The sequence below is a fragment of the Nitrospirota bacterium genome (assembly GCA_015233895.1).
Classification (GTDB): Bacteria; Nitrospirota; Thermodesulfovibrionia; order Thermodesulfovibrionales; family Magnetobacteriaceae; genus Magnetomonas.
This window is the reverse complement of sequence record JADFXG010000009.1, coordinates 88,564-105,711: the sequence shown is the minus strand read 5'-3', so window position 1 is coordinate 105,711 and position 17,148 is coordinate 88,564. Positions and strand designations below refer to the sequence as shown.

General features: G+C 42.4%; 13 protein-coding genes. 8 read left to right on the top strand and 5 right to left on the bottom strand.

The window, feature by feature from the left end; all coding sequences use genetic code 11:
• Positions 1-29 precede the first annotated feature (29 nt).
• Entirely contained in the window at positions 30-3,554 is a 3,525-nt protein-coding gene (smc, locus tag HQK88_08520) for a chromosome segregation protein SMC (protein ID MBF0616845.1), read from the top strand.
• 22 nt (positions 3,555-3,576) lie between these two features.
• On the opposite strand, the gene hemL is transcribed toward smc, so the two are convergent.
• The 5 genes from hemL to rho form a co-directional block, all read right to left on the bottom strand.
• Entirely contained in the window at positions 3,577-4,893 is a 1,317-nt protein-coding gene (gene hemL, locus HQK88_08515) for a glutamate-1-semialdehyde 2,1-aminomutase (GenBank protein ID MBF0616844.1), read from the bottom strand.
• A 470-nt stretch (positions 4,894-5,363) separates the two neighbouring features.
• Positions 5,364-6,020 (bottom strand): DUF4276 family protein, encoded by a 657-nt coding sequence (locus HQK88_08510; GenBank protein ID MBF0616843.1) that lies wholly within the window; start codon positions 6,018-6,020, stop codon positions 5,364-5,366.
• A gap of 4 nt (positions 6,021-6,024) precedes the next feature.
• Complete coding sequence (locus tag HQK88_08505; protein MBF0616842.1) at positions 6,025-7,299, bottom strand: AAA family ATPase; 1,275 nt, start codon at positions 7,297-7,299, stop codon at positions 6,025-6,027.
• Between the two features lie 40 nt (positions 7,300-7,339).
• Complete coding sequence (locus HQK88_08500; protein ID MBF0616841.1) at positions 7,340-8,011, bottom strand: radical SAM protein; 672 nt, start codon at positions 8,009-8,011, stop codon at positions 7,340-7,342.
• A 30-nt stretch (positions 8,012-8,041) separates the two neighbouring features.
• Positions 8,042-9,292 carry a transcription termination factor Rho gene (gene rho / locus HQK88_08495; protein MBF0616840.1) on the bottom strand — a complete coding sequence of 417 codons (1,251 nt, stop codon included), beginning with the start codon at positions 9,290-9,292 and terminating at the stop codon, positions 8,042-8,044.
• A gap of 473 nt (positions 9,293-9,765) precedes the next feature.
• Between rho and HQK88_08490 the strand changes: the two genes are divergently transcribed.
• From HQK88_08490 to rodA, 7 genes are all read left to right on the top strand, one after another.
• Positions 9,766-11,349: a HAMP domain-containing protein gene (locus tag HQK88_08490; protein MBF0616839.1), complete on the top strand. Its 1,584-nt coding sequence runs from the start codon at positions 9,766-9,768 to the stop codon at positions 11,347-11,349.
• A gap of 174 nt (positions 11,350-11,523) precedes the next feature.
• The gene (locus HQK88_08485; protein ID MBF0616838.1) at positions 11,524-11,931 is read left to right on the top strand and encodes an RDD family protein; all 408 of its coding nucleotides are present in this window, start codon (positions 11,524-11,526) and stop codon (positions 11,929-11,931) included.
• A complete protein-coding gene (locus HQK88_08480; protein ID MBF0616837.1) occupies positions 11,928-12,956 on the top strand; it encodes a rod shape-determining protein in 1,029 nt (342 codons plus the stop codon). Before HQK88_08485 ends, HQK88_08480 begins: the two co-directional genes overlap by 4 nt.
• Complete coding sequence (gene mreC, locus HQK88_08475) at positions 12,956-13,747, top strand: rod shape-determining protein MreC (GenBank protein MBF0616836.1); 792 nt, start codon at positions 12,956-12,958, stop codon at positions 13,745-13,747. Before HQK88_08480 ends, mreC begins: the two co-directional genes overlap by 1 nt.
• Positions 13,748-14,209, top strand: coding sequence for a rod shape-determining protein MreD (mreD, locus tag HQK88_08470; GenBank protein ID MBF0616835.1), 462 nt, complete (start codon positions 13,748-13,750; stop codon positions 14,207-14,209).
• Positions 14,202-15,977, top strand: a complete 1,776-nt coding sequence (gene mrdA, locus HQK88_08465; GenBank protein MBF0616834.1) for a penicillin-binding protein 2 — start codon at positions 14,202-14,204, stop codon at positions 15,975-15,977. Before mreD ends, mrdA begins: the two co-directional genes overlap by 8 nt.
• A 47-nt stretch (positions 15,978-16,024) precedes the next feature.
• A complete protein-coding gene (gene rodA, locus HQK88_08460) occupies positions 16,025-17,101 on the top strand; it encodes a rod shape-determining protein RodA (GenBank protein MBF0616833.1) in 1,077 nt (358 codons plus the stop codon).
• Positions 17,102-17,148: the final 47 nt, after the last annotated feature.

The following is a 17,148-nucleotide window of genomic DNA, read 5'->3' as shown; positions in this document are numbered from 1 at the left end:
ACACGATTCGATAAATAAGCACAAATTTAATGAAAATACTCAGTCTTGAATTAAACGGTTTTAAGTCATTTTCTGATAAAACCACCTTTACGATGCACTCGGGGATAACCTGCATAGTCGGGCCAAACGGTTGTGGCAAGAGCAACGTGGTGGATGCCTTCAGGTGGGTACTGGGGGAGCAGAGCGCAAAAAATCTCCGAGGCGACAAAATGGAGGAGGTAATTTTTGCAGGCACCTCAGAGACAAAGCCAAAGGGGATGGCTGATGTCACGCTTACCTTTCAAATTGATGAAAATAACGATGGCAATGGAAACGGTGACAGCGACACTCAACAAACAGTTGAAATTACAAGACGGCTGTTTAGAAACGGTGACAGCGAATACCTGATAAACAAAAAACGCAACCGCCTTAAGGATGTCCGTGAGATGTTTCTCGATACCGGACTTGAGGTTAAAAGTTATTCAATTTTAGAACAGGGCAGAATAAGCGAAATCCTAAACACCAAACCCACTGAGAGACGCTTTCTTATTGAAGAGGTCGCAGGTGTTATGAAGTACAAGGTGAGAAAAACCGAGGCGCTTGCTAAACTTGAGCGTGCTCAGATTAACCTTGACAGGGTAAACGATATCATAGCCGAAATTAAACGCTCCATGAACTCACTCGAAAAACAGGCTAAGAAGGCCGAACTGTTTAAATCCCTGACGGCAGAGCACAACACAATTGAGTTAAAAATAGCAAAACGCGACTTTGAAGCCCTTCACAGTGACTTTCTGAAAGTCACAGAGGAATCAGCGGCAGTCAATGCAAAACTTACGGAAATTAGCGCTGCAATTGGTGCTCTTGAAGAGAATCGTAAGTCAAAGTCTCAGGTTCTTTTTAACCAAAGGAATGCACTTGAGGCTATGACTGAAACTATTCAAAAACTTGAAAAGGAAATCTCAGGGCTTGAGAAAGATATTGCGCTAAAGAAAGCATCAATCAAAAACTCCGCTTCACATACCGAACGCCTTATGGCGCAAGAGAGTGATTACTCCACAGAGCGTGACGATGCCATTAACTCCTTAGAGAGGCTCACCGGAGTTTATGAAAACCTTGAGACGGAGATTAATTCAACTGAGGCCGCTATCAGTGAGGAAAATAAACTTATCGCTTCTTTTGAAAAAACTCTCGCTGAAACTGAGGATGAAATCAGAGACAAAAACAAAAAGCTTTTCCAAATTTCAGAAAGCATGGGTAACGCTAAAAATGAGCTCTCTACAATACAAACGCTTACAGCCTCATTAACCAGAAAAAAGGAATCCTCAACTGAGTTTCTAAAACGGGCAGTTGATGACATACAAGCGCACGACAGTCAGCTTAAGTCAATGGAGACAGACCTTGAGCGGAAGAAGTCGGTATTTAGTGAAAAATTGGAACTCAAAGCAAATCTTAAGAAAGAATTTGAGGATGTGGAAAAATCCGTTGACTCCCTTCGGGAGGAAATCTCCGGTGTGAGAGAAAAGTTGGCTGCCTCATCATCAAGGCTAACTTCTTTGCTTGAATTGACCACTGAGGATAAAAACACAAAAGAATTCACAGAGCTCTTTAACCCGTTGACAGTGCTCTCTGAGGTTCTTACTGTGGATGGCCAATATGAGACCGCCATAGAGAGCGCAATCTCTGAAAAAATCAAAGGCTATATTATTAGCTCTAATGATAGACTTATTGAGGCAGTCAGATTTATAAATACCCACGGATGGGAAAAGACGGCTCTTTGTAGTATTGACCTCGTTGCGGAAATATCTTCTGAGAAACCTCCCGCATTCTCTGTGCATGTAATTGATCCGTTAAGCGTAGTGAGCGTAAAGGAGAAGTATCTGCCTCTGATAAGGGCGCTCCTGATGGATTTTGTAATCGTGGATAGTCTTAATACGGCTTTTCAACTATTTAACAGCGGCGGCTCCGGCATAAACTATGTCACACTTGAGGGCGATGTGTTAGAGCGCTCAGGGGCCGTGCTTTGCGGTAAAAGGGGTACAGTGTTAAGACATCTAAGAAATATCAGGGAACTGAGGGGCGAGGTCAGTGTTTTAAAAGAAACTCTGACGGCTCTTGAGGCACGCCATAAGGAAAACCTTAGTAAGAGAGATATGCTCAAGTCAGATATTTCAAAAACAGAACAAACATTGCTCGCCTTTGACAAAGATATTGCCGCAAATAAAAGCAGCATAAGAAAGTGTGAGGACGAAAAGGAGAGACTTAAACAGAGGTTAACCCTCATGCAGATAGAATCCGGAGAGACCGATAAGGAAATCGCCGAACTCCGGCTAAAAGCAGCTGAAATGGAGTCGCGGCTTGCCGTTGTATCTAAATCCAAAGATGATACGGAGACTTATATCGGCTCACTCAGAGAATCAGCGACAGGTAAACGCACTCAGCTTGAGAGACTGAGGGCATCCCTTATGGATAAAAAAATGACCGTAACAAAGCAACGTGAACGGCTGCGGGCGGCTAAAAATGAAGAGGCTGCGTTAAACCGTAAGATTGAAACTATGGAGAGTAAGATACAATCTGTCAGCAATGAGATGGAGGCTTTAAGCAAAAAAACTGACAAAGCGGCTCTTGAAGTTGTCTCTGATGAGGAAACATTGACAAAGCTCTCGGAAAAAGACAAAGAACTAAGGGATAAAATCAAACAGCAAAGGGAACTAATATCCGGCACTTCAACAGAGTTAAGGGATTTTGAAAAGCAAGCCCTGTCTCTTAGAAGTGACAGCGACAGGGGAAAAGAGAGGCTCAACGAGCTTAATCTAAAGGGCACTGAGGATCGCCTCAAGATGGAAAACATTGAGCATACTGTCTATACAGCTTACGGTAAAGGGCTTGACGAGCTTAACCCTGGTGAGCTTTCAGAGGGGGATGAAGAGAAGCTTCCTCTGCTTAAGCAAAAAATCCGGGAGATGGGCCCGGTTAATCTTTCAAGCATTGAGGAATATGAGGAGTTGAAGACGCGGTACGATTTTTTGACTACACAGCAAGCCGACATCGTTACATCTATATCTGAGCTTAAAGAGGTGATATCGAAAATTAATCATACCACTAAACAACGGCTGTCCGAGGCGTTTATGGAATTAAACACAAAGTTTAACGAAACCTTCAGGAGTTTTTTTGGCGGTGGATATGCAGAGTTGATTCTTACAGATCCTCTCAACATATTGGAATCCGGCATTGATATAGTGGTTCAGCCGCCTCACAAGAAACTGCAAAACATAAACCTTCTTTCCGGCGGAGAAAAATCCCTTTCCGCCATATCACTGGTCTTTGCCGGGTTTGTCATTAAACCCACACCGCTTTGTATTTTAGATGAGGCTGATGCAGCACTGGATGAGGGCAACACAAGGCGCTTTGCCGATATGATTGTAAAGATGTCTGAAAAAACCCAGTTTATTGTAATAACCCATAACAGAACAACTATGGAGGTTGCCCAATATATCTATGGTATTACAGCCGAGACACCAGGTGTGTCAAAAGTCATATCCGTGGAGTTTGCAAAAGAGGAGCTTCATACATCATAAAAGGCATGCAAACATCCCCGTCTTATCTTATAGATTTAAGGATATCAAAGCTATAGCTGACAGTGCGTTCAATGTCACTTTTTGAGTGTGCTGATGAAAGAAAAAACGCTTCAAACTTAGACGGCGGAAAGTTTATCCCGCATGAGAGCATTCCTCTAAAATATCTGGCAAATTTCTCAGTATCGCTGGATGCTGCGGTTATGTAATCGGTAACATTCTTATCTGTAAAATACTGGCACATCATAGAGCCAACACGGTAGATTTTAACCTTTGTATTGGCTTTTTTTGCGGCATCATTTAGGCCATATTCAAGGGCTTTTGAGATTTCGTTGAGTTTTTCATAAAAGCCGGATTTTCTTATAATATTTAAAGTAGCAATCCCTGCGGCCATTGCAATAGGATTTCCTGAAAGTGTTCCGGCCTGATACACAGGACCCTCAGGAGAGATAAGAGACATTATTTCACGCTTTCCACCATAAGCTCCAACTGGCAGCCCTCCCCCTATGACTTTACCAAGACAGGTCATATCGGGCTTTATATTAAACAGTTCCTGAGCTCCGCCGTAAGCTGCCCTAAAGCCTGTCATAACCTCATCGAAAATCAAAACTATACCATGTTTTTGGGTCAGCTCTCTGATTTCCTCAAGAAATCCGTCTTTTGGGATAACACATCCAATGTTTCCGACAACCGGCTCAAGAATGAGACAGGCAATGTTTTCGCCTTCTTTTTCTATAATATCTTTCAGAGCTTTTGGGTCGTTAAATGGAACTGTGATGGTAGCTGATGCGTAGGATTCCGGAACACCTGGGCTTGTTGGAACGCCAAATGTAGCGGCGCCTGAGCCAGCCTTAGCAAGCAGCCCGTCAGCATGTCCGTGGTAGCAGCCTTCAAATTTTATGATTTTATCCCGTTTTGTAAACCCACGTGCAACTCTGATAGCGCTCATTGTGGCCTCAGTGCCGGAATTTACAAAGCGTACCTTATCCATAGACGGATAGGCTTTGACAATAAGTTCAGCAAGTGTTACTTCATAGGGATTAGGAGCACCGTAACTTGTGCCCTTAGCGGCAGCCTCAGTGACAGCCTCTATGACTTTCTTTGGCGCATGGCCTAAAATCAACGGCCCCCACGATAGCACATAATCAATGTACGAGTTACCGTCAACATCGGTTAATTTTGAACCTTTAGCATGCGATATGAAAAGCGGATCTCCTCCAACAGCCTTAAACGCCCTGACAGGACTGTTAACACCGCCTGGAATCAGAGTTTGCGCTTTTGCAAAAAGCGCCTTAGATTTATTCGTTGAGAGTTTTTTCAGTTTATTATCAGTTTTTTTCATGGCAGAATATTAACATGATTGCAAATTTTTTGTAAATAAAAATTTTTGATAAGATAATTAATAAGGGATGGCGCTGCCCTCCCTTAAACCTACCTGTGAGGGGAATGATTCCCCTCAACCCCCGGTTTTTTGTCAATGATTGGGTAGTTTGGTTTAATGCTGTTTCATTGTTCTTGTGGGTAGAAAATTTTTTAATTGGCGTTCCGCCACTTAAAAAGTTTCAATGCGAGCTCCGCCCGCACAACAGATGAGCAGATTAAAAAATTTAAATGCTTATTAAGTTAACTCCGTCAGAGGATTTTCATGATTATAGGTATGTAGGTTTTTATGTTTTTTAAAGTGGAAAAATGACTGGATTCCCGCTCGTAGGCGGGAATGACAGAGGAGCGACCTCTTTTTTTTGTCATTCCTGCGAAGGCAGGAATCCAGTCTTTTGTTAGCTGAATTAGCTACAAAGGCATTTTAAAAAATTACTGTTTTGTTAGTTCCATAATTTTTTTACGAAAAAAACAAAAACTTTTGGATTTGTTATTTTCAACATCAATATGCGGAGAGATGTTTTCCGCCCATTTTGACTTTTTTGCACCAACTGTTTGCCGACCCAACTGCTCAAGTGTTACGTGACCTCCGGGATACACAGCATCAGCTAACTTTTCCCATGTGCCGCAAATACTATCGTTTTTGTATGATTTAAGAACTTTGTCCTTTGCATTGGGATAGGCAAGTTTGACTGCATTTAAATCGCCAAGCAACCATGCCTCTCCCTCTTCAATTGCAATACAATACCTTGTTTCCGGTTTGGGATTACAGTTGTCTAAAACTTCTAACAGTTCTTTAAGAAAATCGTTTAAACTCCTTTTATCATCAAGGTCACATACCATTATAACAGGATATTCTTTCGGATTGTCTTTATACGTTTTGCCAATAGCTCTAAGTTGTGCAGGAAGATGATGCAGAAGTAATCTATTTCTAAGGTCTGGCGTGCTGTTTAAGTTTCTAGGAATATGTCCGATACCTTCGTATGAAATAATGCTAAACGTATTTTCTTGAGTGCTAATTATTTTTGGTATAAGAATATCGAGCATTTCTTTCCCTGACAGGTCTTCAACAAGTATGTATAAGTGCATAGAATTACCGCGGGTCTAAATAATCGCTATACCAAAGCCCGCCAAGAGGCAGTCCCTCGGCAACCAGATTCTTAACGAGCGGGTCATCGCTTGCTCTCCGCACGGTTGCAAATCCGTCCTCACCTTTTTCTAAAATCCAGACCTCCTCAGGCTCCAGTGCATCCACCAAATATGGCTGATGCGTTGTAATAAATATCTGAGAGCTGTTTTTCTCACCGGTTGCGTGTTCCCTGAATTCTCTGACCAGTGTTTCAAGCAACTTATGATATAGGCCATTTTCCGGCTCCTCAATGCAAATAAACGGCGGAGGTGTCGGGTCATTTAGTAATAGCAGATAGGTAAACACCTTTAGCGTTCCATCAGACATCTGCTGCACATAGAATGGATCTGTAAAACCTTTATCAGTAAAGCGAAGAAGTAATTGACCATTCGGAATCCTCTCAGTATCAATCTTATCAATCCCTGGGATTTTCTTTGCGATATTTTCAAGAATTTCTTTAAACCGGTCTTTGTGTTTCTTCTCCATAAACTCTACTACATTTGCAAGGTTGTTACCACGTTTATTTAAATGGTTTTGTGCTCCAGCAAAAGTTGGTTCTTTCGTTGCATCCGGCGTAAAGTAACTTAAATACCAATCTTCTAAAAATTGCCTGAATCGTGAAATTCTCGGATGTTGCTTAACCGCCCCAAAAGTTGCAATGCCAAGTTTTCTAATGTCTTCAAGTTCTACATTTTTCATGTTAGGAATTTCTATTTTTTTACCTTGCCGTAAGTTTATAATTATTTCTTCGGCTTCTTTCATTGTTATCTCATAATCAAGTTGATCTATGTCAGTTTCGCTTTTGGAAACGTACCCTATTCCCCCATACCTTAGTAAAATTAATTTGTAACGACCCTTTTCTGTTTTTTGACTCAGGATTTCACTTAAAACGTAAGGACGTCCTTTATCATCCAAATCTATCCCCAACTGATATACTATTGAATGAGTGGTTACTTCATCGTTATAAGTAATAGCAAATGACATAACAGCGTCTTGCCCTTTTGAGAGAATTTTTTCAAATCCACCTCTTGAATCGCACGCTTTCTCTACTCCGTCTTTGAGGCAATCAGATATAAAACCGAAGGCATCAAAGAGTGTGCTCTTACCCACTCCATTTTTACCGATTACAACAGTTAACGGCGTTAAGGGAGCCTTTTCCAGCGTGTCAAATGTGTTCCCAAAAGCTACATCCTTTAACGCTTTAAAGTTACTTATACTAAAACCTTCGATTTTTGCCATTTTTTAAAATACGATAACGCAGTGCTGTTTGGCAAGCCGCTTATCTGCCTCTCATATCTCCGGTAAAAATGTATTTATGTAACTGCACGTTTAACCTGACAGGCAAAGCATCTCGGATTATCCATGAGGCAAGTGTTTCATAACTTAAGCCAGATGTTACAGCGCTAAAAAGAATCCGGCATTTTTGGTGCAATCGGTAAGTCTTAATTATCTCGGCTGCCCATATGTAATCGTTTTCATCAGAGAGTACAAATTTAATCTCATCGTGGGCTAGAAGTAAGTCGAAGTTTGAAAAATCATTGTGGCACGACATTCCGCTTGCCGGAGTTTTAACGTCCATGATTACTGTAACCGGTTTGCCAGCTCTATCTCCTAAAACTTTAAGGCTTATCGAACCGTTTGTCTCTATGAGTACGTTGTTGCCATCTGCTATGAGCGCATCTATTAGATATGCCGAGTTTTGCTGTAATAGCGGCTCACCGCCTGTTATCTCAACAAGTTTTATGCCGGATTTTTTAACCTCAGCGATTATTTCTGCTATTGTTACTTCATATCCGCCACTATAGGCATAAACCGTGTCACAGTAACTACAGCGTAGGTTGCATCCGGTAAGCCGGACAAAGACACATGGCATACCTGCATAAGAGGACTCTCCCTGAATGCTTGTAAAAATCTCGCATACTTTTAGCGTGGCATCAGTGTTTCTTACCATACATCAACATCTGAGGCTTATACACACAAACTACTTATTCATCATTTCAAGGAATTCTTTATTTGTCTTTGTATTTCTAAGCTTACTCAGTAAAAACTCCATGCTCTCAACACTGCTTAGCGGAGTAAGAACCTTACGCAGCACCCACATCTTACCTAACACTTCTTTGCTTACAAGCAATTCCTCTTTTCTGGTACCTGAGGTGTTTATATCTATACTTGGGAATATCCGCTTGTCAACCAGTTTTCTGTCAAGGTGAAGTTCCATGTTGCCGGTGCCCTTAAACTCTTCAAATATAACGTCATCCATCCTGCTTCCGGTATCTACCAGTGCAGTTGCTATGATGGTAAGACTCCCTCCGTGCTCTATGTTTCTTGCAGTACCAAAAAACCGCTTAGGTTTTTGCAGGGCATTTGCGTCAAGGCCGCCTGAGAGCACCTTGCCACTTGCAGGCACTACGGCATTGTAAGCACGTGCCAGTCTAGTTATACTATCAAGAAGGATAACCACGTCCTTTTTACATTCCACCTGCCGTTTTGCGCGGTTTATCACCATCTCTGCCACCTGACAGTGCCTGTGCGGAGGCTCATCAAACGTCGAGCTTATAATCTCTGCCTGACTCACTACCCGCTTCCAGTCGGTAACCTCTTCAGGACGCTCATCAATGAGCAAAATAATGAGATGAACCTCCTTATGGTTAAACTTTATTGCCTTTGCTATTGACTGAAGCAGCATTGTCTTACCGGTGCGCGGCGCAGCCACAATAAGTCCCCTTTGTCCTTTACCCGTTGGCGTTATCAGCTCCATGACCCTTGTGGCATAATCATTTGAATCATAATCAAGCATTAAGCGCTCCGTAGGGTAGTAGGGAAGAAGGTTATCAAAGAGCGGCCTGTTTATGTTTTCCTCCGGTGTCTGGTGGTTAATTGCTTCTACTTTAAGGAGTGCAAAATAACGCTCATTTTCCTTAGGCGGACGCACCTGTCCTGAGATTAGCTCACCAGTGCGCAGATTAAACCTTCTGATTTGAGACGGCGAGACGTATATATCGTCAGGGCCTGGTAAATAACTGTAATCCGGAGACCTCAGAAAACCAAAGCCATCGGCAAGGATTTCCAAAACCCCCTCGGCAAACAAATTACCGGTTTTTTCTGCCTGAGCCTGTAGGATTGAAAAAATCAGGTCCTGCTTTCTCATGCTTGAGGCTCCCTCAACGTTCAGCCCCTCTGCTAATACTGTCAACTCTGCTACATCTTTTTCCTGCAATTCGGCAATCGCAATATTACCCATAACTACACTCCTTTTAATTTACAGCCGCATTCTCAGTATCCGCCATCGGCTCTTTTTGTATTTTCAGGGACTATTCTTAGGATTTGTCTTCACCTTTCCGGGCAATTAATAACTAATTTGTTATATAATGCAGGAACTCCTGAGTATCTCACTTTGAATTATATGTAAAAATTTATAATAATTGCAAATTTTTGAATTCATTAAACGTTATTTTCTGTCCACCTCCTTTAGACCTGCACCACCCAAAACTTTTAAGCCAATCATTGCAACCATCCTGCTATTCCCAAGTGCACACTAAGGGTTAGTTTAACCACTCCTTTAACACTTTGGTCAATCCCGCCCACTTCCATTAGATTAATACACACACAAAAATTTGTCAATAGAAAAATTTTTTATAAAAATATTTTATAAAATTTACTCAATTTGTGTAAAATATGTGTGTGTTGGAGCTTAGAACGTAAAGGATGCTAAGAGTAGCAGGCAAGACATTAAGCCGTAAGATAACACTGTCAATAGCAGTGCTCATGATAATTGGCGGCGCAATGTTTTGGTATAAGTTTACAAATAAAGTCAACAATGAACTTTATACTAAAGCAGTAGATGACGGTTTTTTCTATATTGAGGCAGTAAGGGCGGCAATAGCAATTGATACTGATGGTAAACACAATGAGACCGTTACAAAAGTGACAAGCATGGTCGGTGCCTCACGTGGCGTACCTGCAATACGCGTGTTAGACCATAACGGTAATATAAAGTTTTCCTCAGATAAGAACGAACTTAACAACACGGCAGCCACTAATTCACCCTTATGCAATGAATGCCACACTATTGGTTCTGCCGGGAGCGTTAAGCTGAAGGATATAACCCAAAACCGCTTTTTAGAACATGAGAGTAACAAAAAAACACTGAGGGCAATTCTGCCGATAAAAAATGATCAGACCTGCATGACTGCACAGTGCCATGTTCACAATAATAAATCCACGATAAACGGTTTCGTGGACGTTAGAATAGACCTCAACCCGGCTGCGGAAAAAGCCAGGGAAAACACCACAGACATAGCCATAATGGGTATTTTTTTCATAGCCCTTGCAACCACAATCCTGCACCTGCTGGTCTCTAAGTTTGTAGTGAAACCGGTAGCACTTGTCCGCGAGGGGATAAAGATGGTTAAGAGCGGATATTTTGGCCACACCCTCGACTTTCAAAGCGGGGATGAAATCGGAGCGTTAAGCGGTTCTTTTAACGAAATGACCCGCTCCCTTGAGGACAACAGAGACGATTTTGAAGAGAAAACCCGGGCGCTTTCCGGCATTATGGAGCAAAAGGCAAAAGAGATGAGAAAGTTTCAGGAACAATACGTTCACACCGAAAAGCTGGCCTCTTTAGGCCGCATGGCAGCAAGTGTTGCCCACGAACTCAACAGTCCGCTCACTGGAATTATTGTCTTTGCCCAGTTAATGCTTAAGCGCGTACCGGAGAGCAATAAGCTCGACAAAGAGGACCTCTCTGTAATAATCGAACAGGCCGAGAAGTGTTCTAATATGATAGCCGTACTCCTTGGCTATTCCCGCACCATACCAAGCGAAAAACTCGATATGGATGTCACTAAGGCCCTTGAAAATGCTCTGAATATTCTTACAAGCCAATCCAAATTCTATAACGTCACAATTGAGAAAGAACTGACACAAGACATTCCACGCCTGCCCGGAGATCAATCACAGCTTGAGCAGGTGTTTATTAATCTTCTGATTAACGCTAATGATGCTATGAACAGCGCCGGAACTATTTTCATAAAAACACATCGCATCGAGGAGGATTCACGGCAGTTTGTCGAAATAGAGGTGACAGACTCAGGCCCTGGCATTCTTCCTGAAAACATGGATAAAATTTTTGAACCATTCTTTACCACTAAACCTGAGGGAAAAGGTACCGGCCTTGGACTTGCCGTCACAAAGGGAATAACTGAGAAACTTGGAGGCCGAATATCCGTTAAGCAGCAGCCAGCCAGCGGAGCAAGTTTTATTATCAGACTGCCCGTTGCCGGTTAAGATGAAATTCCCTTTCGAACGGTAATAGAAGGAATAAAAACTCCTTAAAGCTGCCATTTTTACCGCAGCAGCTTCTTAAGCTTATTCTTAAGCTTAATTGTTTTCACCAAAAACCCTTTTATTGATAATTAAAAAGCGTATCTGTTATTATGTCTTATGAGTGAAGGAGCGGGCATGCCCGATATTCTGTCAAGGGTGGTGGCCAGAGTTTTTGACTTCTTGATTGTTATGATGTTGATGGAGTTGGTTCCGAGGGCAGGGTTTTATGCGGCGTTAATGTACTTATTGACTGCTGACGGATTATTTGAAGGAGCAAGTGTCGGTAAAAAGCTGATGGGTTTAAAGGTGGTGTCTGAGAGGTCTGATAACGGAATGGTTATCAGAAGTTCAATTATTAGAAATATGACATTTGCAGCAGCGCTTTTACTTTGGCGGATACCTCTGATAGGTTGGATTTTGTTTATTGGAATACTTGCTGTGGAATTTATTATAATGACAGGCAATGCTCAAAGAAAGAGAATAGGTGACGAACTTGCCGGCACGGTGGTGGTGCGCGTCATCGGTAAAATGGAGGGAAAATGATTTTTAGTAAACTCTTAGGACTATTTTCAAACGATCTTGCCATAGATCTTGGGACAGCCAACACACTGGTGTATGCTAAAGGAAAGGGGATTGTTTGTGATGAACCATCGGTAGTTGTAATAAGAACGGACACAAAGAAAGTAATAGCTGTGGGGGCTGAGGCTAAAAGAATGCTCGGTAAGACGCCAGCAAACATTATCACGATACGGCCGATGAAAGACGGTGTGATTGCCGACTTTAATGCTGCCGGAGAAATGCTTAAGTATTTTATTAAGAAAGCCCACAACAGAAAGAGTTTTGTCTCACCGCGGGTAATTATAGGCGTGCCATCAGCCATAACTCTGGTTGAGCAGCGGGCGGTAAAGGAGGCTGCCGAGGCATCTGGCGCCCGTGAGGTTTACCTTATCGAGGAAACTATGGCTGCCGCTGTAGGCGTTGGACTTCCCATTGATGAGCCCTATGGCAATATGATTGTGGACATTGGCGGAGGCACTACCGATGTTGCAGTTATCTCCATGGATGGCATTGTTTACAGCAAGGCAGTCAAAGTAGGCGGTGATAAGATGGACGAAAAAATAATTACCCACGTTAAAGAAAAATATAACTTCATGATTGGAGACCGGACAGCTGAACAAATTAAAATAGAGATAGGCTCAGCTTTTAAAATATCCAAAGAGGAACTTACCATAGACGTAAACGGCCGTGACCTTATCTCAGGAATTCCCAAGACAGTGACAATCAGGGAAAACGAGATACGCGAGACACTGAGCGAGCCGGTAAACATCATTGTAAGCACAATCAAACAGGCTCTTGAAAACACGCCACCTGAGCTTGCCTCAGACATTGTGGACAACGGCATTGTGCTGGCTGGCGGAGGAGCTCTACTCAGAGGACTTGATGAACTTATCAGACAAGAGACCAGACTGCCTGTCATCGTGCCTGAAAACCCGCTGACTGCAGTTGTCATGGGAGTTGGAAAAATGCTTGAGGACTTGGCGCTATTAAGGAGAGTAGCCGTCAGTTAATGCTCAAAAAGCATCACACTCTGTTTTTAATTTACGTATTTTTTTTGATTTCACTTATGACTTATCAAAGTTTCAGGGGACCGTTTCAGCCAATCCTGTGCTTAAGGTATCCGCTTTTTTTAGTAAATGACGTCATAGATACCGCTATAAGTATTATTAGGAAACCGTTTGTCCTGCTGTTTACAATTGAGGGAGAAAACGTCCGGTTAAAGAGTGAACTTAACAGACTGCTACTCAAAGAACAGCAATATGATGAAGCCATTAATCAAAACAAACGGCTCAGCGCTCTGTTGTTACTAAAAGGTGAAACAATAAACTATGTATCAGCAGCCAGAGTCATAGCCAGGCAACCTAACAAATGGTACCACCAAATAATACTGGATAGCGGCACTAAGGCTGGAATAAAAAAAGACATGGCTATTCGTACAGACAAAGGACTAATCGGTAAGATAATATCTACAGAGTCCAACTACTCAACAGTCCAGCTCCTGACTGACGTCTATTCCTCGGTTGCTGTCCGGCTTGAAGACAACCGCACAGAGGCTGTGCTTTCAGGAACTGGTTCAGAACTCTGCCTTCTTAAGTACATCCCTGTCAGTGAAGATGTTAAAGCTGGTGAGTCATTGGTTACATCAGGCACAGACAACCTGTTTCCAGCAGGCATTCCGGTTGGCAGAGTGTTAAGCGTAGAGCGAGTTACATCAGGTATGTTCCATGAAATTAAGGTAGAGCTTTTTGCGCAACCGACAAAAGTTGAAGAGGTTATTATCGTCTCAAGAGAAGGTACGTAAATGAAAAAGGTGATGACATCACTTTTCTGGATTTCTATTATAAGCCTTGCAATGGCTCTTGACAGGGCAGGTTTTTTAAACTTAAAACTTAACTTAACTATGCTATTAGTTTATTATATGGGACTTAAGTGGCCGGAGTTAAAAGCGGTTTTGTGCTCTGCAAGTGTTGGCTTTATTGAAGACAGCCTCTCTCTGAGAATAATTGGCCCCAACATGCTTTCAAAATGCACTGTGATTTTCATAACTTCATTTTTCAGAAGCGGTATTTTTAATTTCACTCCTCTTCTGAATTCTCTCCTGTGTTTTGCATTCACAATTGTTGACGGTTTTATCGTTTACTTTTCACTCTCTGTGTTTGATACCAGACCTGTGGATATCTCAACTGCCATTGACAGTATAATGTTTCAATCCCTGATAAATGGTGTTTTAGGATACTTTGTCATGAGAGAACAAGATGAATAAGGAGTACTTTGAGGGAGTCGCCTCTTTTACAGTTTATATTATAATCACAGTGTTTTTTATTCTTTCCGTGCGTCTTTACGTCATACAGATTTTAAATGGCAGCGATTATCGGGATGCTGCAGATTCAAACAGGGTCAGGGCTGTCTCACTACCGGCCTCACGGGGTATCATATACGACAGAAGTGGAACACCACTTGTAAAAAATAAACCCTACTTTTACGCATCCCTCATACCTGGACGCTCGCCTGTGGACACACACGGCCTTGCCGCTTTAACCAAAACCGATGAGTCTAAACTCGCAGCTAAGATAAAAAAAGAAAAAAACAATATTTTTAAAACCATTGTACTTAAAGAGGGCTTGTCTTTTAAGGAGGTTGCTGAGATAGAGGCAAGAAAATCAGACTTCCCTGGCCTTATTGTAGAGACAAGCGTGACAAGAAACTATGTTTATAACACCGTTGGCTCTCACGTAATAGGCTATTTGGGGAAACCCAATAAACAACAGATAGAAAAACTTCAACTTGATGATGTCTCCCCTGAAACATTTATAGGCCAGTGGGGGGTTGAACAGCTCTACGACTCCACTTTGCGAGGCACCGCAGGGAGAAAGATAATCGAGGTGGATGCTCTGGGCAGACAACTGAAAGAACTTGAGGTTATAAAGCCCATCACCGGAGGTGATATAACTCTCAGTCTGGACATCAACCTGCAGCAAATAGCAGAACAGTCATTTAAGGATAAAACCGGCTCTCTGGTAGCTCTGGATCCAAAAACCGGCGAGGTACTCGCTATGGCAAGCATGCCGTCTTTTGACCCTAACGATTTTGTTATGGGGATAGATTCCGAGAAGTGGTCAGCTCTTCATAAGGACAAACAGTATCCACTCCTAAACAGGGCGCTTCAAAGCTCATACCCGCCGGGGTCCGTCTTTAAGGTACTCATGTCGGTAGCCGGTCTTGATGACGGAGCTATAACTACAACAACGCCTGTAGGCTGCACCGGTGAGATGCACTATGGCAAATGGTCATTTGGCTGCTGGAAAGCTCACGGCACTGTTACTTTCCATAGGGGACTGGTTCAGTCCTGTGATATATATTTCTACGATGTTGGCAGAAGGCTTGGCATAGATAAGATACACAAGTATGCCAGGATGTTTGGACTGGGTAAAAAGACCGGTCTTGACATTGTAGGCGGAGAGGAGAGAGAGGGGCTTATTCCATCAATAGCGTGGAAACAAAAGAAAATGAAACAGCCGTGGTTCCTTGGAGAGACGTTTGTTGCTTCAATCGGGCAGGGTTACGTTAACATAACACCTGCTCAGGCAGCGCTTCTTTCTGCAATGGTGGCAAACGAGGGACTTCCTATCCATCTTAGTCTGCTTAAGGGCACTGCACCTCCGGATGAATCTAAGCGTCTGAAAATTAAGCCAGAGGTTTTTGCCGAGGTTAAAAGTGCCATGTACGGGGTTGTCAATGAAGGGGGCGGTACAGGAGGGTCATCAAGGAGCGCCCTTGTCCACATATCGGGCAAAACCGGCACCGCCCAGGTTGTTAAAGGCAGAGTGAAAACAGAAACCCTCAAACAACAACTCAGAGACCATGGGTGGTTTATTGCCTATGCACCGAGTGAGGACCCTCAGATAGCAGTAGCCGCAGTGGTAGAGCATGGCGGACACGGTGGCAGCGCTGCCGCTCCTATCGTTAAAAACGTAATCGAGGCTTTTGTAAAGAGCCCTTACTATAAAAAACCTGTGCAATCAGAAGAATGACTGCTTTCCAGATTAACAGAAAGTACCTCAAACAAGTGGATGCTCTAATGCTTATCCTCTTATTAGCTATATCAGTAATAAGTGTTCTAACCATCTATAGCACCACAAGGCCGATAATGTCCTCGGCACTGCAGCCCAATTACTACCTGAAACAATCGGTTTGGGTGTTAATAGGGTTTATTGTCTTATTTATTGTTTTGATTAAAGATTATGTCTGGCTCAGAGATGCCGGTTATTTCATATACGGGATTGGAATTTTTTTACTAATACTTGTTTTAGTAATGGGAAAAAGCGGTCTTGGCGCACAGAGGTGGCTGGATTTAAAGATTTTCTCCTTTCAGCCATCTGAAATATTCAGGTTAATACTGGTAGCAGGAGTTTCTAAATACCTTAGCTCGGTAAAAAGTCCGCTTGACCGTAGGTCATTTCTCCTGTCTCTATTAATATTTGGAATCATACCGTTTATTTTGATAATTAAGCAGCCGCACCTTGGCACGGGAATCGTTCTTTTTACAACATATCTTTTTTTAGCAATTTCTAAAAAGATAGAAAAAAAACTACTGATTATACTAATAGCAATTGCTCTTGTGGTGGTCCCCCTCGGAGGCAAAACCATTTGGAAGCATCTGAAAGATTACCAGAAAAACCGTATCTTAGCATTTGTCAATCCTGAGATTGACCCTAAAGGAATAGGATATCAGATTGAGCAGTCAAAGATAACCATCGGCTCCGGCATGACATTTGGCAGGGGGTATCTTAAGGGCACACAGGGGCCTCTTAAGTTTTTACCTGAAAAGCACACAGATTTCGTTTTTTCCGTTTTTGCTGAAGAATGGGGATTTGCCGGATCAATTTTGCTTTTCAGTCTGTATCTGATTTTTTTTATACGCGGATTTGATACAGCGTTAAAGGCAAAAGACGAATTTGGCAAGTACATGGCCTCAGGGCTAACCTTTATGCTGTTTCTCTATTTTTTGATAAATATCGGAATGACCCTCGGAATGATGCCGGTGGTTGGCGTGCCTATTCCATTTATGAGCTATGGAGGCACGTCGCTCATATCTAACTTTATCATCGTGGGTATCATTATTAATATAAGAATGAGACGCCTTGTTATGGTGTAGCTTGATAAGGTTATGAATTTATATGATATAATGTAAGTGCGTGGACA

Bases quoted from the DNA above. Each gene is read 5' to 3' on its own strand.
- mreD (MBF0616835.1), top strand. From the start codon at position 13,748: ATGAAAAAGGTGATGACATCACTTTTCTGGATTTCTATTATAAGCCTT.
- mreC (MBF0616836.1), top strand. From the start codon at position 12,956: ATGCTCAAAAAGCATCACACTCTGTTTTTAATTTACGTATTTTTTTTG.
- HQK88_08500 (MBF0616841.1), bottom strand. From the start codon at position 8,011: ATGGTAAGAAACACTGATGCCACGCTAAAAGTATGCGAGATTTTTACA.
- rodA (MBF0616833.1), top strand. From the start codon at position 16,025: ATGCTTATCCTCTTATTAGCTATATCAGTAATAAGTGTTCTAACCATC.
- HQK88_08505 (MBF0616842.1), bottom strand. From the start codon at position 7,299: ATGGCAAAAATCGAAGGTTTTAGTATAAGTAACTTTAAAGCGTTAAAG.
- smc (MBF0616845.1), top strand. From the start codon at position 30: ATGAAAATACTCAGTCTTGAATTAAACGGTTTTAAGTCATTTTCTGAT.
- hemL (MBF0616844.1), bottom strand. From the start codon at position 4,893: ATGAAAAAAACTGATAATAAACTGAAAAAACTCTCAACGAATAAATCT.
- HQK88_08490 (MBF0616839.1), top strand. From the start codon at position 9,766: ATGCTAAGAGTAGCAGGCAAGACATTAAGCCGTAAGATAACACTGTCA.
- HQK88_08510 (MBF0616843.1), bottom strand. From the start codon at position 6,020: ATGCACTTATACATACTTGTTGAAGACCTGTCAGGGAAAGAAATGCTC.
- HQK88_08480 (MBF0616837.1), top strand. From the start codon at position 11,928: ATGATTTTTAGTAAACTCTTAGGACTATTTTCAAACGATCTTGCCATA.
- mrdA (MBF0616834.1), top strand. From the start codon at position 14,202: ATGAATAAGGAGTACTTTGAGGGAGTCGCCTCTTTTACAGTTTATATT.
- HQK88_08485 (MBF0616838.1), top strand. From the start codon at position 11,524: ATGCCCGATATTCTGTCAAGGGTGGTGGCCAGAGTTTTTGACTTCTTG.